Annotated in this window: 15 protein-coding genes (1 of these 15 only partly in view); 9 read left to right on the top strand and 6 right to left on the bottom strand. The window is 71.5% G+C overall.

What is annotated here, in order from left to right:
* The first annotated feature begins 320 nt into the window (after window positions 1–320).
* The 3 genes from WMF34_RS11830 to WMF34_RS11820 all read left to right on the top strand — a co-directional run bounded on the left by WMF34_RS11830 (window position 321) and on the right by WMF34_RS11820 (window position 4,884).
* Window positions 321–1,763, top strand: coding sequence for an amidase (locus tag WMF34_RS11830; protein WP_012234896.1), 1,443 nt, complete (start codon window positions 321–323; stop codon window positions 1,761–1,763).
* Window positions 1,764–2,217: 454 nt separating this feature from the next.
* Complete coding sequence (locus WMF34_RS11825; protein WP_012234895.1) at window positions 2,218–3,426, top strand: pyridoxal phosphate-dependent aminotransferase; 1,209 nt, start codon at window positions 2,218–2,220, stop codon at window positions 3,424–3,426.
* Window positions 3,427–3,735: 309 nt separating this feature from the next.
* Window positions 3,736–4,884 carry an ATP-binding protein gene (locus tag WMF34_RS11820; protein WP_437993355.1) on the top strand — a complete coding sequence of 383 codons (1,149 nt, stop codon included), beginning with the start codon at window positions 3,736–3,738 and terminating at the stop codon, window positions 4,882–4,884.
* Between the two features lie 41 nt (window positions 4,885–4,925).
* On the opposite strand, the gene WMF34_RS11815 is transcribed toward WMF34_RS11820, so the two are convergent.
* Both WMF34_RS11815 and WMF34_RS11810 read right to left on the bottom strand, forming a co-directional pair.
* Window positions 4,926–6,494 carry an FAD-dependent oxidoreductase gene (locus WMF34_RS11815; protein ID WP_437993354.1) on the bottom strand — a complete coding sequence of 523 codons (1,569 nt, stop codon included), beginning with the start codon at window positions 6,492–6,494 and terminating at the stop codon, window positions 4,926–4,928.
* A gap of 16 nt (window positions 6,495–6,510) precedes the next feature.
* The gene (locus WMF34_RS11810; RefSeq protein WP_012234892.1) at window positions 6,511–7,659 is read right to left on the bottom strand and encodes a polysaccharide pyruvyl transferase family protein; all 1,149 of its coding nucleotides are present in this window, start codon (window positions 7,657–7,659) and stop codon (window positions 6,511–6,513) included.
* 539 nt (window positions 7,660–8,198) lie between these two features.
* Here WMF34_RS11810 and WMF34_RS11805 point away from each other — a divergent pair.
* The 6 genes from WMF34_RS11805 to WMF34_RS11780 all read left to right on the top strand — a co-directional run bounded on the left by WMF34_RS11805 (window position 8,199) and on the right by WMF34_RS11780 (window position 15,238).
* Complete coding sequence (locus WMF34_RS11805) at window positions 8,199–9,035, top strand: hypothetical protein (RefSeq protein ID WP_437993353.1); 837 nt, start codon at window positions 8,199–8,201, stop codon at window positions 9,033–9,035.
* 221 nt (window positions 9,036–9,256) lie between these two features.
* Window positions 9,257–10,576: an ATP-dependent 6-phosphofructokinase gene (locus WMF34_RS11800; RefSeq protein ID WP_012234890.1), complete on the top strand. Its 1,320-nt coding sequence runs from the start codon at window positions 9,257–9,259 to the stop codon at window positions 10,574–10,576.
* 127 nt (window positions 10,577–10,703) lie between these two features.
* A complete protein-coding gene (locus tag WMF34_RS11795; RefSeq protein WP_231864791.1) occupies window positions 10,704–11,156 on the top strand; it encodes a hypothetical protein in 453 nt (150 codons plus the stop codon).
* Between the two features lie 300 nt (window positions 11,157–11,456).
* On the top strand, window positions 11,457–12,962 hold the full coding sequence (locus WMF34_RS11790; RefSeq protein WP_437993352.1) for a hypothetical protein: 1,506 nt from the start codon (window positions 11,457–11,459) through the stop codon (window positions 12,960–12,962).
* A gap of 7 nt (window positions 12,963–12,969) precedes the next feature.
* Window positions 12,970–14,388, top strand: a complete 1,419-nt coding sequence (locus WMF34_RS11785; RefSeq protein ID WP_437993351.1) for a hypothetical protein — start codon at window positions 12,970–12,972, stop codon at window positions 14,386–14,388.
* Window positions 14,381–15,238 (top strand): class II glutamine amidotransferase, encoded by an 858-nt coding sequence (locus WMF34_RS11780; protein WP_012234886.1) that lies wholly within the window; start codon window positions 14,381–14,383, stop codon window positions 15,236–15,238. Before WMF34_RS11785 ends, WMF34_RS11780 begins: the two co-directional genes overlap by 8 nt.
* A 161-nt stretch (window positions 15,239–15,399) precedes the next feature.
* Here WMF34_RS11780 and WMF34_RS11775 read toward each other — a convergent pair whose 3' ends face one another.
* From WMF34_RS11775 to WMF34_RS11760, 4 genes are all read right to left on the bottom strand, one after another.
* The gene (locus WMF34_RS11775; RefSeq protein WP_080598842.1) at window positions 15,400–15,774 is read right to left on the bottom strand and encodes a zf-TFIIB domain-containing protein; all 375 of its coding nucleotides are present in this window, start codon (window positions 15,772–15,774) and stop codon (window positions 15,400–15,402) included.
* 98 nt (window positions 15,775–15,872) lie between these two features.
* A complete protein-coding gene (locus tag WMF34_RS11770) occupies window positions 15,873–17,804 on the bottom strand; it encodes a hypothetical protein (RefSeq protein ID WP_437993350.1) in 1,932 nt (643 codons plus the stop codon).
* A 5-nt stretch (window positions 17,805–17,809) separates the two neighbouring features.
* Window positions 17,810–18,859 carry a lysylphosphatidylglycerol synthase transmembrane domain-containing protein gene (locus WMF34_RS11765; RefSeq protein ID WP_012234883.1) on the bottom strand — a complete coding sequence of 350 codons (1,050 nt, stop codon included), beginning with the start codon at window positions 18,857–18,859 and terminating at the stop codon, window positions 17,810–17,812.
* Window positions 18,856–19,265, bottom strand: partial view of an NAD-dependent epimerase/dehydratase family protein gene (locus WMF34_RS11760; protein WP_437993349.1) — the end only. The gene runs 628 nt beyond the window's last position; 410 of the gene's 1,038 nt are visible here — the last part of the coding sequence; its start codon lies off the right edge, out of view — the gene reads right to left on this strand; it ends in the stop codon at window positions 18,856–18,858. Before WMF34_RS11760 ends, WMF34_RS11765 begins: the two co-directional genes overlap by 4 nt.

Raw genomic sequence — 19,265 nt, 5'->3', positions numbered from 1 at the left:
TCTCAACACTCGAGGGGAAAAATCCCACGAACGCGCCTATGTTCCCCTGTGCCCCCTTGGCGAGCACGGCCTCGCCGGCCCCCGGAGCGCAAGCCTTTATGCTTCCCGTGGATGCGACCGCGTAGTCGCGGCTGAGCTCGATCTGAGCCCGGCGTCGCAGTCGGCTGTGATGCACGGCCCATCCACGCGACAACGACCATGGCGGGAACACCGAGGCGAACGCGCGCGTCCGTCGCATCCGTCGCATCCGTCGCATCCGTCGCATCCGTTGCATCCGTCGCATCCGTTGCAAAGGACACACCATCCGTTATAGTGGACACATGCCGCCCGCCTTGCTCGTGCAAGCCACCGCCGTCGAGCTCCTCGCGCTCTATCGCTCCCGGAGCGCTTCCCCCGTCGAGGCGCTCCGCGCCGTCCTCGCCCATGTGGAGCGCCACGGAGCGCCGCTCAACGCGTTCGCGCTCCTCGACGAGGAGCGGGCCCTCGAGGCCGCGCGGGCGTCCGAGGCGCGCTGGGCTCGGGGCGAGCCGGTGGGGCGCCTGGACGGGGTGCCTGTCTCGGTGAAGGACCTCCTGCTCACGCGCGGCTGGCCGACCCGGCGGGGCTCGCGCACCGTGGACGCGGCCGGCCCCTGGACGGAGGACGCGCCCGCCGTCGCCCGGCTGCGGGAGCACGGTGCGGTGCTCTTCGGGAAGACGACGACGTCCGAGTTCGGGCTGAAGGGCCTCGGCGACAGCCCGCTGACGGGGATCACGCGCAACGCGTGGGACCCGCGGCGCACGCCGGGCGGCAGCAGCGCCGGCGCCGTCACCGCGGTGGCGGCCGGCTTCGGGCCGCTCGCCGTCGGAACGGACGGCGGCGGCTCGATCCGCGTGCCGAGCGCGTTCTCCGGGGTGGTGGGGTGCAAGCCGACCTTCGGCCGCGTGCCCGCGCACCCCGCGAGCGTGGTGGGGGTGCCCCCGCACGTGGGGCCGATCGCGCGCACGGTCGGCGACGCGGCGCTGCTCCTCTCGGTCCTCTCCGGCCCTGACGACCGCGATCCGTTCCGGGCCCCGCCGCCGCGCGAGGACGCGCTGTACCTGGGCGCGCTCGTCGCGGTCGACGCCCCCGGCGCGTCCGACGCGCTCGACCCGTCCGGCGCGCTCGACGCGAGGTTCCTGCGCCGCGTGCGGGTCGGCGTGAGCGCCACGCTGGGGTACGTCGATCTGCCGGGTGATACGCGGGCTTGCTTCGACGCGGCGGTCGCGCTCCTGCGACGTCTCGGCGCCGAGGTGGAGGAGGTGGCGCCGCCGTTCGCGGACCCGGGGGGCGTGCTGCGGACGCTGTTCGCGGCGCGCGCCGCGCACACGGTGCGGGAGCTCGGGCCGGAGCAGCGCGCGCTGCTCGATCCGGCGGTCCAGAGCGCGGCAGCCCAGGGAGAGGCGCTGAGCGCGGTGGCGTACCTCGAGGCGGAGCGGCAGCGCGCGGAGCTGGCCCTGGCCATGGCCGTGTTCCATCGCCGCTTCGATCTGCTGGTGACGCCGACGTCGGCCGGGGCCGCGCCCCTGATCGACGGCGGCGCGCTCCCGCCCTCCTTCGCCGCGCCCTTCAGCCTGACGCGCCAGCCGGCGATCAGCGTGCCGATGGGCCTCACCAGCGCCGGCCTGCCGCTCGGGCTGCAGATCGTGGGGCGCCACTTCGAGGAAGCGCTGGTGCTGCGCGCCGCGCTCGCGATAGAGCGAGAGAGCGCCCCGCTGCGGGCGCCGCCGCTCCGCGCGAGCTGAGCTGTCGCGCGAGGCCGCCACCGAATCGAGGGCGCTCTCGCGAGCGCAACGAAACAGCGCTCACCGTCGGCCCCATCGCCGAGTTGGGCGACGATCGCCCACGTCGGAGGCGTCTTCTCTCACACCGCCTTTTGCTATCGACAGGGCCTGCGGCCGTGCGCTGCGCTCAAGGCCGTGATCGTTCGCGAGCCAGCTCGCCTGCCGGCCGGCGAATCGAAGCGCGGTCCGCGCAGGCGCGGCCGGCCCACGAGCGCCTGCGGTGAGGACATCACGCTCCGTGAGCCGAGCTCGCACCACGGCCCATCCTCTCCCTGATCGCACGCCTTCGCACACAGCTTCCGGGCCCGCGCCTCTCGCTCTTCCTTCTTGCGCTTGACCCGCGACGGTGGCCTCCTGGATCACGGGGACGAATCGCCTGGTCGATGCTGGTTGAACACCACGAGAGGAGCACTCCATGCAGCCTCGAACGAAAGCGAGCGAAGCACTCGATGCACCGAATCGCCGGTCCGGCGCGCCGCCCATCGACATGGCGCTGAACCACGGCACCTACTGTTCCGAGCGGTGCGCGGACGTCCTGCGGCGCCACGCCGGCAACATCTCCCTGCGGAGCTACCCGGCCGGGGACAACGGAGATCTCCGGCGCGCGCTCGCCGCCGACGCGGGCGTCAGGCCGGAGAACGTGCTGGTCGCCAACGGGAGCGGCCCGCTGCTCAAGACCTGCATCCCGTTCCTGATCGAGCGCGAGATCAGGCGTTCGGCGACGCGGACCCTGCGCCATTTGCTGAAGCGCACGGCGTATCCCATCATCACCACCCGGCTCACCTACTCCAAGGTGCCTGCGTCCGGGGTCCGCGTGGGGCTGCGATGCGAGCTGCTCCCGCTCCATCCGGAGAACGGCTTCGCGCTCGACGTGGGGATGCTCGAGTCGCGCCTCTCGCGGCAGGACGGCCTGGTTTACCTCTGCAACCCCAACAACCCCACAGGCAATGTCCTCATCACGAGGCAGGAGCTCGGTCCGCTGCTCACCCGGTTCCCGGACTCCCTCTTCTTCATCGACGAAGCGTACGTACACTACCTCGAGGAGAGCCCGAACACCCGGGTGGCAGACCTGGTGCTGCGCCATCCCAACCTGATGGTGCTGCGCAGCTTCTCCTTCGCCTACGGGCTCGCGTCGGTGCGCGTGGGGTACGCCATGGGAGACGCGACGGTGGTGGCGCAGATGGAAGCCAAGATGACGCCGCACCGCGTCGGGCAGCTGGCCGCGGAGCTCGCGATGGCGTCGCTCGAGGACGGCGGACACCTCGGATTCGTCCGGCACCAGACAGCGAGGGAGCGGGCCAGGCTCATGGCGGCCATCGGAGCGCATCGCGCGCTGGAGGCCTATCCGTCACAGACCAATTTCATCCTGTGCCGCGCGCGCGGGGCGTGGTCCGGGGCGAAGATCCACGACGCGCTGCTCGCCCGAGGCGTGAGGGTGAAGGCCTTCGAGCCGTTCGGCGACGAGCGATACGACGACTACTTTCGCGTGACCGTCGGCCTTCCGGCGGAGAACACCTGCTTCATCGAGCAGCTCGACGCCCTGATGAGCCCGCGCCGCAGGGAGGAGCCCTCCAGGACCGCAGCGCCGGCGGTCCGCCAGGTCGAGCTCTCGGAGCTTGCTTAGCCGAGAATTGGATCAAGGTTCCGGGGCATGGAGCCCCGAGGACCGCAACCCTTCCCGGCCTGCCTGACCGGCGCGCAGCGGGAGATCCAGGAACCGCTGGCACCAGCGCCCGAGCCCGCTCCCCGGCCTGCAGGAAGCATGCGGAGCAGGTGACGCTCCCACGGCGCACGCGCGATCGGCTCCCACCTCGGCTACCTGGCTCCGTCCGGCTCGTGTTTCTCCTGGGGGGCCTTGCGGGATCCATGACAATGGCCAGCTTCGCCGCGCCGGATGACGAGGCGCATCGACGTCGACGGGGGGAGAGCGCACGTGAGCCACACGTTGTCGCGCATCACGGTCCTGCTCCGTGAGCGAAGCGAGGAGATCATAGGCCAGTGGATGGTGCGCGTGCGGAGCGCGCCGAAGATCCCACGGGCCCGTGAGCTCACCGATGAAACCTTGAGAGATTACACGCCGAAGCTCCTCGACGACCTCATCGACTCACTCGCGCAGGGCGCGCAGCCGGGCGCGCCGGACGGAGCCAGCGGCCCGGAGATCGGCAGCTCGGAGGCCGCCAAGGTGCACGTCTCGCATCGCATCGCCGAGGGCTACTCCCTCGCGGAGGAGCTGCGCGAGCTCGGCGTCCTTCGCGCCGTGATCGTGGACCTGTGCGCGCGGGAGGGGGTGGTGCTCGGCGGCGAGGAGGCCCAGCTCGTGCACTCGGCGCTCGACGAGGTGATGATCACCGCGGCCGTCGAGTACGAGCGCGCGAGCTCGGCCGATCTCCGCCGTGACGTCGCGCTCCACGAGCTGTTCATCGCGGTCCTCGGGCATGACCTGCGCAACCCGCTCTCGGCCATCCGGTTCGCCACCGCCGCCCTGCTCAAGCGCGAGGACGTCACGACCGCCATCGCGAGGCTCGCCCAGCGCATCGCCGCGAGCACGGAGAGGGCGGTGCGGATGGTCGAGGAGCTGCTCGACCTGACGCGCATCCGCTCCCACCATGGTCTTCCGGTCGAGCCGGAGCCCGTCGACCTCCGCGCGATTTGCCAGCGCGTGGTCGAGGAGTTCGAGCTCGCCCACCCGGAGCACACCATCCGCTTCACGGCCCACGGCGACGGGCGGGGCAAGTGGGATCCGGGCCGGATGGGGCAGCTCCTGTCGAACCTGATCGGCAACGCCGTCGACTACAGCCCACCGGAGGAGCCGGTGCACGTGGAGCTGCGCGGGCACAAGAATGGCGTCGTGATCGAGGTGACGAACCGCGGGACCCCGATCCCGCCCGAGCAGCTGCCCGTCCTCTTCGATCCGTTTCGCCGGGGCGAGCAGAGCCAGCGGGTCGTACAACGCTCGAAGGGGCTCGGACTCGGGCTCTTCATCGTCAAATCGATCGTCGACGCGCACGGAGGCTCCATCCAGGCCACGAGCACGCTGGAGGAGGGCACCACGTTCCGCGTCAAGCTCCCCCGTTCGTCGTAGCGCGGTCGTCTCGCCGACACACGCGGCGGCGCGGCGCTGGCTCAGACCGGCCTCAGCGCCGGCCAGGCCAGCTCGATGCCCTCGCGGACCAGGAGCGCCTGGAGCTCTTCGCGGAGCGACCTCCGGGCGCGCACCTGCCGCGGCAGCACGCGGCGCTCCAGGCAGAACGTCGCGAGCAGCCCCGCCGCCTCGCCGACGCTCCACTCCACAGGGTGGACCCGGTAGGCGCCGTTCGTGATGTGCGTGACGCCAAGGTTCTTCCCGCCCGGCAACAGGTTCTCCACCCGCACCGGAATGAGCGCACCCAGCGGTATCTGGAACGGCCAGCAGCCGAGATCGAGGTACCCGGCGCCCCCGACGCGCGGGTGCAGATCGATGCGATAACACCCGATCCCGACGCTCTCCTCGAACGTCGCGGGGCCGTCGGGCCGGAGCGGATACGCGATGTCCTGCTCGAGCACCGTGAGCTCGGCCCGGATCCGGCGGGACTCGCGGATGTAGGGCGCTGGCGCGAGGCCGTCGACCGTGCCGCCGACCACGTCCCCGCGGAGGCGCAAGCCTGGATATCCGACCCCGCCGTCCGGGCGAGGCGCCTCGGTCTGCATCCAGTACAGAAGGCTCAGGCTGAGCTGCCGCGCTCCCTCCAGGTGCCGCGCGGCCTCCACCTCGTCGACGCCGCAGACCGGCCCGAACCAATAGTCGTTCTGCGGCCAGTTCACGATGGTGATGTCGCTCGGCGCGAACCCCTCTTCGAAGACCGTCCTGTCGAGGATCCGCCGGAAGCTCCACCAGGGATGCCTGTCTTCCGCGACGAAAAGACCTCGAGTCAGGGGCTCGAGTGTCTCGGGTCGAACCGCCGTCCAGTCCAGCAGTCGACCCGGCCAGCCGGGCGGCTCGAGGGAGCGCCAGCGCTCGTACTGAGGGGGCCTGTCGATGGTATGGTCCTCTCCGGGGTGGTGCTCGATCGCGAAGCAGACGGTGATCGCCTGCTGGGCCCTCGGATCCGCGCGCTCGGGGGCGTGCGGCTCGCAGGTCTCCGCGCGAGACTCCGCCCCGAGCGCGTGCTCCACGCCCGCGAGCGAGAGGAGCTCGCCATGAGGCGTGGCGTCGATGAAGAGGTCGGCCACGAGGAGGACGTCGCGCCCCGACTCCAGCCCTCGGACCACGACGCCGGTCACCCGATCGCCCTGCGTCGACGCCGAGATGGGCCGGTGAGCATGGAGCGCGACGAGGCGCCCGTTGAGCCGATACGGCGCGATCATCTCGTGCAGGACGGCCACCGCGACCCGCGGATCGTGGCACAGGCGGCTGACCCAGCCGTTGCCGGGGTTGAGCTCGGGGAGCGCCCTGGCCGACGCGGTGAGCGGTAGATGCCTGCGGTAATACTCGCGGATCCCCTGGCGCAGCGCGCGGTAGCTCCGGGTCGCCCCGATGTCCTCGATCCACGGGTGCTCGTCCGGAGGGACCGCCTGGTTCGTCAGCTGACCCCCGAGCCAGCGAGTCTCCTCCGTCAGGACGACGCGGCGGCCCGTCCGGGCCGCCGCGAGCGCAGCCGCGAAGCCGCCGAGCTCTCCGCCGATGACGGCGACGTCGGTCCGGATCACGTCCATCGCCAGCTCCCCGCGCTCACGCGCTCCTCCGCGCGGGCTGCGCCGCCTGGGCTCGCCGCGCGAGGAGCTCGAGGACGAGCTGGTTGGTCTCCCTCGCCCTAGCCTTCAGGCCAGGGAGCAGCCGGCGGATCTTCGCGCGGATCTCGTGACGCGTGTCCCACGAGCGATCGAGCCTGGCGATGAGCTGCCCGGAGCTGATGCTCCCGAGGGGCGGGGTCTCCATCTCGAGGTCCTCGATGAACCCCGCGACCTTGGACGCGTAGGGCAGCGCGACGAACGGGGTCTCGCGGAGCGCCGAGAAGATCAGGAAGTGGAGGCGCATGCCCACCACGAACTCGAGGTGCCCGACGAGGCTGAGGATCTGCTGCGGCGTGTACCGGCGCCTCAAGACCTCTGCCCGCTCGGCGTTCTTCATGTGGGCGACGACCGCGTGGCTGTGCTGCACGTCCGTCCGTTCCATGGACACGAACACGACGTCCGCGTCGAGGCGCTCGACGACGAAGTCGGCGGCGTTGGCGAGCAGGCCATAATACTCGTCAGGGTCGATGTCGGGCGCGGCCGGGCCCGGCTCCCTGACGGAGAAGCCGACGAGGTGCCGCTCGAACTCGACCCCCTCGGCCCGGATGGCCTCGATGGGCAGCGCCTCCTCGCGCAGCAGCAGGGCCGGATCGGCCGTGAGGCGGATCTCGCGATTCACCCCCACCTCCTCGAGGAGGCGACGTCCCTGCTTGTCTCGTACGGTGACGATGTCCGCGGCGTTCAGCGCCGCCCGCACGGCTTGCTTCGCGCTCGGGTCCGACAGCGGCCCGGCGCTCACGGCGTAGATCACGACGGGGACGCCGCGCTCTTCCGCGATGAGCACCTCTCTCAGATAGACCGCCGCGTCCCGATCGTACAGGATGCCTCCCCCGCCGAGGACGAAGAGATCGAGGCGATCGATCTCGGCGGTCGATTCCATTCGTGTGAGGTCACGAACGGGGACGACGCGCTCCACCTGGTGGCGCATCTTCGTGTCCTCCGGGCACAGCGAGAACACGGTGACCTCCGCTGGCATCGACTCCCGGAGCTGCGTGAGGATGCCATCGAGGATGGCCTCGTCGCCGAGGTTCATGCCGCCGTAGGACCCTGAAATCCCGACTCGGAACGGTTGGTTCGCCTTGTCCATCGTGGGCTCCTCCCGCGAGCGCCTCCGCTCGATCGCCGCGCCCGCCGCGCCGTCACGTCGCGCGCGGCCCTCCGCCAGCCGCGACCTGCTCGGTCGCCCGAGATCGTCAGCGCAGCGCAGGACCTTGCCATGGCGGCGGCGAAGCGCAATGTCCGCCGGCGGAGGACGCACCATGGGACATGCGCAGGCGCGGACGATCCGGAGTGGCTCGAGAGAGCCAGGCGACGAGGCGCGCCCGGCCAGGGAGCAGCGCGCGGGGCGAGCCGCGGCGCGGGTCGCGCCGGCCGTGCCTGTGGGTGATGTCGTGGACGAGGCCTGTCAGCAATCCTTTCCTGCCAGCGACCCGCCCGCCTGGACGCCTGTGAGAGCCGGCCTGCCGCGCGACGACCGGTCAGAATGCCCCGACCCGGGATGACCGTCCCCGTCCGCACCACCGCGCGGATCTCGCCGTCATCGTACAGCTAAAGGCCGGTGTCCGGGACCGGCGCCCCTCGTCGACGCGCACCTCCAGAGGACGGTCATGATAGCGTGATCGGCCGATGCTTCCTCGCTCCCTCGCCTTGGTCGCCCTGTGGACCTGCGGCTGCGCCCCGGCGCTCTCCACGTTCCAGCCAGCCCATGTGGCCAAGAAGGGCCATGTCCAGGCCGAGCTCGGGCTCGACGTCTCGATCCCGACCGGCACGCTCGCGTCGATGGTGGACGCCGGCGTCGTGCTGGCGGACGCCGCGGAGTCACGGGAGCTGTCCGAGGCCGAGCGGCAGGCGCTCTTCGAGGCGGGCGGCGCGCTCGCGTTGAACCCGCCCTCGGTCACGCCGCACATCGGCGTCGGCTACACCGCGCTCGATCGCTGGGAGCTCAACCTCCGCACGACCGGCAGCGCGTTCCGCCTGGGCACCCGCTACCAGCTCCTGAAGAGCGACGAGCACGGCGTCGATCTGACGGCCGGCGCCGGCGTCGGGCGCTACGTGATGGAGTTCCCCGTCGGGAGCATCCTGGGCATCGTCGAGCTGGAGGACTTCACGCGATGGCAGGTCGATCTGCCCATCCAGATCGGGAAGGCCGGCACATGGTACCGGGTCTGGGGCGGCCCTCGCCTGATGTTCACGACCTTCGACACGTCGCTCGTCCTGGATCTGCCCGCCTTCACGGGCTACGCGGGAGAGCGCGAGCTCGCGTCGTTCTCCGGCACCGGGTTCTATCTGGGCGGCCAGGCCGGCGTCGCGCTCGGCTATCAACACGTATTCTTCGGCTTCGAGCTGACGATGGCGGAGATCTTCTCGAGCGGTGAGCTCACCGTGCTCGGTCAGCGGGCGGTCGCGCTCGATCTCGACAGCTTCATCGTCTACCCGTCGGTAGGGCTGATGGCTGAATTCTAGATCCAGAGCACCGGACGATCGACGCGCGCACCTCCGCGGAGCGCGGCCGCGCCGTCCTGCGCGAACCGCTCGGAGCCGATCGGCTCCCGCCCGGCGCGCGGCGTTACGATAGCTTATCGCTCCCGAAAACCGGCCGAAACAGGCGCCGTCCGATCATGGCAGGGTCCCCGCGGCGGTGCTCGCCGGAGGGGCGCTGTTCTCCCCACCTGGAGGCATTGCGCGTGGTGACCCCTGCCGACCTCGCCATCAAGGATCTCGGCCCTTGCCGGCACCCCTCGCCCGTCGCCGAGAAGCTCGGCGAGAAGGCCACGGTGTACGTCGGCGAGGCCGACAAGGTGCTGTTCGACGATCGCCTGTCCGCCGTCCTCGCGGACGCCTCCGGCGCGCGGCCGCCGGCGTTCGAGCTGGCCGGGCCGCGCAACCGCGTCTTCTGGGATCCGAAGGAGGTGCGCGCCGGCATCGTGACGTGCGGCGGGCTCTGCCCCGGCGTCAACAACGTCATCCGCGGCCTCGTGCTCACGATGGCGCAGAGCTATGGCGTGCCGGAGATCTTCGGCTTCCGCTACGGCTACGAGGGGCTCGTCGCCCGCTTCGGGCACGCCCCGATGCGCCTGGATCCCCGCAGCGTCGAGGAGATCCACCGCATGGGCGGCACCGTGCTCGGCACCTCCCGCGGCAACCAGGACCCGCACCAGATGGTGGACACGCTCGAGGCCCTCGGCATCAACGTCCTCTTCGTCGTCGGCGGCGACGGCACCATCCGCGGCGCGATGTCGCTCGTCCGGGCCATCGAGGAGCGCCGCCTGTCGATCGGGGTCGTCGGCGTGCCCAAGACCATCGACAACGACATCAAGTTCATCGACCGCAGCTTCGGCTTCGAGAGCGCCTTCGCCGCCGCCGTCGACGTCATCCGCAGCGCGCACGTGGAGGCCTCTGGGGCGAAGAACGGCATCGGGCTCGTCAAGCTGATGGGCCGCCACTCGGGCTTCATCGCGTGCGCGGCGGCGCTCGCGTCGGCGGACGTGGACGTGGTCCTCATCCCCGAGGTCCACGCGGAGCTCGACGGCCCGTGCGGGCTGCTCGCGCACCTCGAGCGCCGGCTCGCCCGCCACGGCAACGCCGTGATCGTCGTCGCCGAGGGCGCCATGCAAGAACACTGCACCTCCAGCGCGGAGCCCATGGCGACGGATCTCAGCGGCAACCTCAAGCTGAAGGACATCGGCCTCTTCCTGCGCGACCGCATCAACGCGCACTTCCGGGCGCGCGGCGTCGAGGCGACGCTGAAGTACCTGGACCCGAGCTATCATATCCGCAGCGTCCCCGCGTCCCCGTCGGACAGCGTGTATTGCTGGAACATGGCCCGGAACGCGGTCCACGCGGCCATGGCGGGCAACACCGAGATGCTGATCGGCCGGTGGCACGGCCGCTTCGTGCACGTGCCGATGCCCATGGCCGTCCGCATGCGCAAGCAGGTGGACCCGACGGACGACCTGTGGATGGCCGTCGTGGAGGCCACGGGGCAGCCGCTCTCGTTCTGCTAGCAGGTCCGGGCAGGATCCGGAGGGAGATGTCAACGCGAAGTCGCAGAGCCGCAAAGTCGCAGAAAGAACAGATGGATCGGCCATCGCCCCGCGCGCCGCGGGCTCGCCCCGTGCCATCATGGCCGGCATGAAGACATCGCTGCTGCCCTCTCGCTCGCTCGTGCTCGCTGGCCTCGCCTGTCTCGCCGGCTGTACCAAGGAACCCGCGCCGCAGGCCCCGGGAGTCGAGGCTCCGCTGGCGTCGCAGGCCCCGCCGGGGGCCGAGAGCGCGCCCGCGGCGCAGCCCCCGCCGGCTGCCGGCGGCGAGCCGCGCGCCGCGGCGTCGGAAGCTCGGTGCGAGGCCGACGCCGACTGCGTGGTGTCCTGCGCGCGGGCCGGGCAGTGCTGCGACCAGCTGTGCCCGCCGTGCGACCAGGCGTTCCACCGCGACGCGCTCGCGGAGCTCCAGAAGTGGCGCGCCGCGAGCTGCGCCGCCGAGAGCTGCCCGGTCGCCAAGTGCATGGCACCGAAGGAGGACTCGGTCGCTCGCTGCAAGGCCGGCGCGTGTGTGGTCGAGCGCGTCCCGCACGTCGACCGATGAGCCGGCGCCCGGGCTGAAACCTCCCCGACACCTACGCGAAATCCAGGGGATACCTTCACCCAGCGCCCACGGCGCGTTTTGCCACAGGCTGCATCCGCGCCACACCGATCGAGCTCGAGGCCAGCGGGCTGCGGCCTCCGGCCTCCTTCATGTCGAGACCGCCGTCCGTGGCCCTGCGCTTGCATTGCGCGGCGCGTAGGGCGCGGGAACATCGCGACCCCGTCGGCGAGCTCTCCTGGAGCCCACGGCGCTCGCCGTGCTGGAGGACGGACCCTCGCCGGGATCGCAGCGGGAGGTCCCTTGGGCATCGAGATCCAGCAAGACCACTTCAAGACCGTCGATTATCGGCTCTTCAAGAGGCGGCTCCAGCAGAACCTCGCGGCGCTGGAGATGGTGCTCGCCCGGCCGGGGTTCGGCCACGGGGAAGCGACGATCGGCACCGAGCTCGAGATGTTCCTCGTCGATCGCGAGGCGCGCCCCGTGCCGATCGGGGCGGAGATCGCGCGCGCCGCGGCGAGCCCGATGATCACGCCGGAGATGGGCGCGTTCGACATCGAGCTCAGCACGCAGCCGGTGCCGCTCGCCGGCAGGCCGCTCTCGGCGCTGCGCGAGCAGATGCGCGCGACCGTCGAGGCGATCCGCGAGCGCGCGGCGGCGCTGGGCGCGCGCGTGGTCCCGGTCAGCATCCTGCCGACCTTCCAGCGGCGCGACTTCAGCCCTGCGACGATCACGAACCTGCCCCGGTATCGCGCGCTCGCCGCGGGGCTCTGCAGGCTGCGCAGGGCGCCCTTCCATATCCGGATCGACGGCGCCGAGCCGCTGGAGCTCACGTCGGACGACCCCGCGATGGAGGCGGCGAACACCGCCTTTCAGATCCACCTCCGGGCCACGCCCGACGCCTTCGCGCGGCTGTTCAACGCCGCCATGATGATGACCGCGCCCGCGCTCGCGGCCGCGTGCAACTCGCCCACCTTCCTCGGCCACCGGCTGTGGCACGAGACGCGGGTGGCGGTGTTCAAGCAGGCCGGCGACGATCGCCCGCCGGCGCCTGGCGCGGACTGGAAGATGCCGGCCCGCATCGGCTTCGGGACCGGCTGGGTGCGCGACGGCGCGGCGGAGCTCTTCATGGAGAGCGTCGCGCTCCACGAGCCCATCCTCCCCGTGTGCTGCGACGAGGACGTCGTCGGCTGCGCGCGGGCCGGCGGGATACCGCAGCTCCACGAGCTCCGCCTGCACCACGGCACCGTCTGGAACTGGAATCGACCGGTGTACGATCCGGCCGGCGACGGCCACTTGCGGATCGAGCTTCGCGCCCTGCCGTCCGGGCCCACGCTCGATGACATGCTCGCGAACGGGAGCTTCCTGCTCGGGGGCATCCTCGCGCTCGCGCCCTCCATCGGAGAGCTCCTGCCGTCGTTCCCGTTCGAGCTCGCCGTGAGGAACTTCTACCATGCGGCGCACTACGGCCTCGACGCCGAGCTCGTCTGGCCGGCCGCGCCGGGGGCCGCGCCGAGGTGCGTCCGGGCGCGCGATCTCCTCCTCTCGCTCTTGCCGCGGGTCGAGGAGGGGCTCGTGACCGAGGGCGTCGACGGAGACGAGGCCCGCCGTTATCTCCGGATCTTCGAGGCGCGGGTCGCCAGAGGCATCACGGGCGCCACATGGCAGCTCCGCGCGCTCTCGGCGCTGGAGATGGGCTCCGCGTCGCGCGAGGAGGCGCTGAGGAAGATGCTGGAGCGGTACATGGCCGAGGTCGACTCCGGCGCGCCCGTGCACGCCTGGGGGACCCCGCGCGCGGGCGCGACGTGAGGTCGCCATGAGCCAGGACGCCACGAGATCCCTCGCGGAGCAGCTCGACGCCCGGCTCGCCGCGCCGGGGGCGATGGATGCGGCGCGGTTCGAGGCGTTCCTCGACGCCCAGCGGCGGCTCGGGCTGGTCCACGGCGCGCGCCCGCTGTGCCGCTACCTGCGGCCGCACCTCATCGCCGAGCAGGACCTCGCCGCGATCGCCCGCGCGGCCGAGCAGATCGCCTCCGCGCTGGAGAGGGTCGCGCAGCGCGCGATCCGGGACGACTTCCTGGCCGAGGAGGTCGGGCTCTCCGCGGACGAGCGCGCCCTCGCGGCCATCGTGCCGGGTCCGGGGCCGCTCCACACGGTCGGGCGCCTCGACATGCTGGTCACCGACGGCGGCTTCTCCTTCATCGAGTACAACGCCGACTCCCCCGCCGGCCTCACCGACCAGATCCTCGTCGAGCGGACGCTGATGGAGCTCCCTCACCTCGCGCCGCTCCGGGACGGACATGGCCTGCGCACGCCGGCGCCGCACCGGGCGCTCCTCGGCGCCCTGCGCGAGGGTTACGCCGCGTGGGGCGGGCGCGAGGCGCGGCCCGCGATAGCCATCGTCGACTGGGCCACGCTGGACACCTCGGCCGAGCTCAGGGTGCTCGCCGACCTGTTCTCGGCCGAGGGGCACCGGACCAGGATCGTCGATCCGGACGAGCTCACGTACGATGGCCGCCGCCTCGGAGCGGGCGGGGAGCGGATCGATCTCGTCTACCGGCGCGTGATCACGCAGGAGCTCATCGGGCGGCGCGGCCTCAATCACCCCCTGATCCGCGCCTACTGCGATCGCGCGGCGCACGTGGCGAACTCGTTCCGGATCAGGCCCCTCAACAAGAAGGCGGCGTTCGCCGTGCTGAGCAACCCCATGTTCTCGGGCCTGTTCACGCCCGAGCAGCGCGCGGCCATCGCGGAGCACATCCCCTGGACGCGCCGGCTGACCGCCGGCCGCGCCGCGTGGCGGGGCCGCGAGGTGGATCTCGTCGAGCTCCTCCTCGAAGAGCAGGAGAGCTTCGTGTTGAAGCCGAACGACGAGTACGGCGGCAAAGGCGTGCTCCTCGGGTGGACGGCGACGCCGGCGGCCTGGAGAGAGGCAGTCCGGGCCGCCGCGGATCAGCCCTGCATCGCGCAGGAGCGGCGCCGCCCGCGCACCGCGCGCATGCCGACGTTCCGCGGCGGCGCCGTGGAGGAAGAGCAGGTCTATTTCGACCTTTGCCCCTTCGTCTTCGCCCGCGGCGTGGAGGGCCCGCTCCCCACCTTCACCACGCGCATGGAGGGCGCCATGGTCCGGCTCTCCGCCTCGGAGGTCAGCAACGTCTCCGCGGGAGGCGGGGTCACGGGGCTCGTGATCGTCGATGGCGCGCGCGCGCCGCGGGAGGGTGCCCGTCATGTGTGAGCTGCTTGGTATGGTGTCGAACGTGCCGACGGACATCGTGTTCTCGTTCACGGGGCTCGCGCTCCGCGGCGGGCAGACGGGGCCGCACGCGGACGGCTGGGGCGTCTCGCTGTACGATGGACTGTTCGCGCGCACGTTCCTCGAGTCTCACCCGGCCTTCTCGAGCCCGCTCGCGCGGTTCATCCGCGAGAACCCGATCCACACGGCCCTCGCCATCGCGCACGTGCGCAAGATGACGCGGGGGGGAGCGGCCCTGAAGAACACGCACCCTTTCATGCGGGTCCTCCACCGCCGGCACATCGTGTTCGCGCACAATGGCACGTTGCCCACGGTCAGGGATCGGAAGCTCCACCTCGAGACGCCGGTCGGCGACACCGACAGCGAGCACGCCTTCTGCATCCTCCTCGAGGCGATCCGGAGCTCGTACGGCGAGAGGTACCCGGCCGACGGACGGGAGCTGGGGCGCACGCTGTACGAGCTCGGGAACGAGCTCGGCGCCGATGGCGTCTTCAACTTCCTGTTTGCGGACGGCGAGCACCTCTTCGCCCGCTGCGGCGACCACCTGTCCTGCATCCTGCGCCAGGCCCCGTTCGGCGAGGCCACGCTCGTGGACGCGGATCTCAAGGTGAATTTCAACGACCTCCACGGCGTCGGCCCGGACGCGCGCATGGCCGTCGTGGCCACCGAGCCGCTCACGCGCGACGAGCTATGGCGCAAGGCGACGCCCGGCACGCTGTGGGTCTTCCGCGCCGGCGAGCTCCTGGCGACGTTCCCCGAGCCCCGCGAGGGCTCAGGCCCCGAGCTCCCCGGGCCGAGCACGCTCCCGGGAGCGGACGGACGGGCTCCTTAGAGCGGTTCCCTCCCCCGCCTCTGGTGCACGCGACGCAGAGCGGCGGTCTCCCGCACAGGAGACGGGTCCAGATCGGCGTTTTCGGCGCGGAAGCGCACTCCTGTGCGCTGAGCACCGAAAACGCCGAGATGGGCCCGTATCCGAAGCGGGTGACCGCCGCTCTAGCTGCGCGGGCGCGCGAACAGGTCCCGGAAGAAGTCGCTCAGCGTGTGCTCCTTGTAATCGCGGAACTCGCCGGCATCGAAGTAGACGCCGCCGCAGACGCTGCAGTTCTCGTACCAGATGTGCGACTGCTCCGGGTCGACCATACGCACCATCGGCGTCGAGCAGCGGGGGCACGGCACCCGCCGGATCTGGTTGTTCTTCCGCCCCACCGAGGGGTCGCCGGTGTCGATCTGCTGGGAGCCCGCCATGGCCTTGAGGGACTCCTTCTCGCGGCTGTCGAACCAGATCCCGCCGCACGCCGTACACCGGTCGACGTCGATCCCGCCGAAGGTGACGACATCCATCGAGGCGGTGCATTTCGGACAGTTCACGTCATGCTCCAGTGCGGCAGGCGCCGCGGTCGGGAGCGATGGTATCAGACGCCCCGGATCGCGTGAAGGGCCGAGCGTTCGTGGAGGCGCCGGCAGCGTCAGCGCGCCGGCGACGCCTCGTCGAAGAGCTCGACCTCGTCGATCGCGATGTGGCCCCAGCCCTTCTTCTCCTGGTCGATCACCGCGAGCTGCGCCGTCTTGCCCCGGAACTTCCGCACGTCCCACGTCACCTCGGTGAGGATGTCGCTCTCGATCCCCACCTCGCTCAAGACCTTCTTTCCGTCGACGCGCAGCTCGACCCGCGTCGTCGAGGACTTGCCGCCGCCGATCAAGAAGCCGAGGCGATCGCGATCGACGACGAACGCGGGAGAGATCGCCTCGCCCACCGCCTCGTCGTAGAGCTTGGGAGCAAAGCTCGTGAGCAGCTTGTGCCGGGAGGCGCCCACGACGCCCGGATTGAACGCGTCCCCTGACGTCGTCCAGCCGTCGAGCCCAGCCTCGAAGTCGAAGATCACGCGCCGGCCCTTCTTGTTCACCGGCTCCCGCAGCCGCAAGAGGTGCCGCGGCGCCGAGGGATAGCCCGTCAACGGGTTGACGCGCGCCCGCTTGGGGAGCTGCTTGTGCGGCTTGTAGATCTGGTGGATCCAGCCCCGGATCGTCGGCCCTTCGAGGCCCGACAGGATCACCCACCTGGCCTGGGTGCGCTTCAGGAAGCCGGGCAGATCGATGCCGCGCATCCTCCCCACCATGGCATCCCAGTAGGGCATGTCATGGAACTGGGGTGTCGTGTGCCCGTTGCGGACGGCGAGGAACGGGTGGCTCGGGATGAGCACGCCGCCCTCCAGCGAGGCGACGAACTTGTTCAGCTCGACCGCCCTCTTCCAGAGGTCCTCGGAGGGGATGTAGCGCGCCTTGTCGTACCGGTGGTGGACGAAGAACGCGGCTGCCAGCGCGAGGGCGGCGATCTCCGAGGCGGCGCGCGCGCGGGGCGAGGACCAGAGGCCTTGGAGGACGTCCCCCACGAGCAGCACGAACACCGGGCCGGCCAGGAGCGCCACCGGGATCAGGTTGTTCAGGAAGCCACCGGCCTTCGCGAACGGCAGGATCGCCGCCGGGAATGCCGCGATGAGCATGCCTATCCAGAGCGCGGTGCGGGGCCGCAGCCAGCGACGGCGGCGCGCGAGGATCGCGAGCAGCGGGAGGAGCGCGAGGAACGGCGCGAACTCGAAGAGGATCCGCAGCCCGTCCAGCGCCTGCGACCCGCGCACCTGATGGTGCGAGAGGTTCTTGACCGTGTAGAGCCAGAAGCGGCCCTGCGTGGCGATCTGGAGCCCTGCGAGCAGGGCGCCCGACAGGACCGCCATCGACAGGCCGAACACGATCGCGCGCGGGAAGCGGCGCACGAGCAGGAACAGGCCGACCCAGGCGGCGAAGAAGACCCCCGTCTGCTTCGTGAACAGCGCGGCGGTGAACACGGCGGCCGAGGCGATCAGCTGCTTGCGAGAAGGGTTATCGCCGCTGACGAGCGCGGCGCCGAGGAGCGGGAGCGCGATGGCGAGCGAGTCGTTGCGCACGACATCGTACCAGCCGCCCACCACGGGAAAGCTGGACGCGGCCGCCGCGACCGCGGTGAGGCCCAGGGCGACGCCGAAGCCGCGGCGACGGCCCGAGGCGCGCATGGCCTCCACGAAGAGCACGGCGCACGCGAGCGCGAAGGCGGCGATGGAAACGGCGCGGCCCGTCGCGTAATCGAGCCCGGCGAACGCGGCGGCGATCCCGACGGCCGTGAAGTGGACTGGCGGGTACGGGTACGGCAAGAACCCCTGGGACGGCGGCCCGTAGACCGCCTCTCCCGCCAGCAGGCGATGGGTGTGGAGGAGAGCCCCGCCCTCCATCCACTCGATGTCCATCGGGTAGCCGATGCGAGCCGCGAAGATCTGCGCGAGCGTCGCCACGTGCCAGAGCGCCGGCACGAGCAGGGCGAGGCCGAGGACGAGGAGCAGCGCGCGCGCGACGAGCGCCCTGACCATGCGCGTCAGCCTCGCTCGACCGGCGCGGGCTCGCCCGCGCCGCGTTGCGCGCCGGGCGCCCCGAAGAGCGACCACGCGCCCCAGAGACAGAGCGGCGGCAGCACCGAAGCGGCCCGGTCCACGACGACGGCCACCGTCGCGGCGTCGGCGTCGATCGCCGTGAGCGACGTGAGGAGCGCGACGCCCGTCAGCCCCATCACGCCCTCGGAGACCGGGAGCAGGGTCAGGATCCCGGCGATGATCGAGATCGGGTACACGAAGAACACGACGGCGAGCTCGGCCTCGAAGCCGAGCAGCACCAGCACCAGGTACAGCTTCGAGAACTCGATCGCCCAGGCGACCGCCGACAGCAGCGCGTAGGCGGCGAGCCGCGCCGGCGAGCCGAAGCTGCGATCCCACGCGGCGAACAGCCCCTCCAGGAGCGCCAGCGCACGGCCCTTCTGGCCCGATCCCATGACACGCCCGGCGAGGCGCGAGAGCGCCGCGAGCAGCGGCGTCCGCACGCGGCGCATCGAGATCACCGCGACGCCGGCGGCGAGCCCTGCGAGCAGCGCGAGGCTCGCGCCCCGCCACGCGTCGGCCGCCGCCCGCCCGGACAGGAGCGCGCCCGTGACCGCGATGGAGGCGGCGACCGCGAGGAGGTCCAGCGCCCGCTCCACCAGGACCAGGCCGACCCCCGCGCTGCGCGCGACGCCATGCCGGCGGACCAGCTCGGCCTTGATGAGATCGCCCGCTCTGGCCGGAGTGACCGCCGCGACGCTCAACCCCGCGAGGAAGATCCGCGCGCCGTCGATCCAGCGGTAGTCCTGCGGCCGTTCGCGCACGAGGAGGGCGTGGTAACGGAGCGCCCGCGCCGCGATGTGGGCGAGCGAGACGGCGACGATGAGCAGCAGGTGGGCAGGCCGGAGGCGGGAGAGGCCCTCGATGACGCCATCGCGGTCCAGGTTGCGCCACGCGAGGGCGGCGATCGCCGCGTAGCCGAGCGCCCCGACCAGGAGCCGCAGCCTCCGCGAGCGCGCCGGCGCAGGCGCCGCCGTCGCGGCGTCCGCGCTCACGACGCGACCGGCGCTGCGCGCGCCGTGTTCCTGTGCTCGATGTACCACGCGAAGGTTTGAAGCGCGGCGTCGACGTCGTTGTACCGAGGCACCCAGCCGAGCCGCGCCCGGGCGGCCGTCGTGTCGACGATGTAGTCGAGATCGGCGATGAGGTACTGGTCCTTGCGGAGCGGCGAGAGGCGCACCGCCTCGAGGGCGGCGAGCGCGGGCTTCACGAGCGCGCCCGGCAGGTTCACCACCCGCGATCGGGACCCCGCGCGGCGCGCGACCTCCTCGACCCAGCGGCGCATGGGCGGCACGTCGGACGACCCGCAGTTGTACGCGGCGAAGCCGCGGTCGAGGCCGGCCAGGAGGACGAGCCGCGCGCAGTCTTCGACCGCGACCATCTGATACCGATTCCTCCCGC

This window comes from Sorangium sp. So ce145 (assembly GCF_051525985.1).
GTDB lineage: Bacteria > Myxococcota_A > Polyangia > Polyangiales > Polyangiaceae > Sorangium > Sorangium cellulosum_B.
This window is presented reverse-complemented; position numbering and strand designations above follow the sequence as displayed.

Excerpts from the sequence above, each read along its gene's own strand:
- WMF34_RS11830 (WP_012234896.1), top strand. The coding sequence starts at position 321 with ATGCCGCCCGCCTTGCTCGTGCAAGCCACCGCCGTCGAGCTCCTCGCG.
- WMF34_RS11825 (WP_012234895.1), top strand. The coding sequence starts at position 2,218 with ATGCAGCCTCGAACGAAAGCGAGCGAAGCACTCGATGCACCGAATCGC.
- WMF34_RS11815 (WP_437993354.1), bottom strand. The coding sequence starts at position 6,494 with ATGGACGTGATCCGGACCGACGTCGCCGTCATCGGCGGAGAGCTCGGC.
- WMF34_RS11810 (WP_012234892.1), bottom strand. The coding sequence starts at position 7,659 with ATGGACAAGGCGAACCAACCGTTCCGAGTCGGGATTTCAGGGTCCTAC.
- WMF34_RS11805 (WP_437993353.1), top strand. The coding sequence starts at position 8,199 with ATGCTTCCTCGCTCCCTCGCCTTGGTCGCCCTGTGGACCTGCGGCTGC.
- WMF34_RS11795 (WP_231864791.1), top strand. The coding sequence starts at position 10,704 with ATGAAGACATCGCTGCTGCCCTCTCGCTCGCTCGTGCTCGCTGGCCTC.
- WMF34_RS11785 (WP_437993351.1), top strand. The coding sequence starts at position 12,970 with ATGAGCCAGGACGCCACGAGATCCCTCGCGGAGCAGCTCGACGCCCGG.
- WMF34_RS11780 (WP_012234886.1), top strand. The coding sequence starts at position 14,381 with ATGTGTGAGCTGCTTGGTATGGTGTCGAACGTGCCGACGGACATCGTG.
- WMF34_RS11770 (WP_437993350.1), bottom strand. The coding sequence starts at position 17,804 with ATGGTCAGGGCGCTCGTCGCGCGCGCGCTGCTCCTCGTCCTCGGCCTC.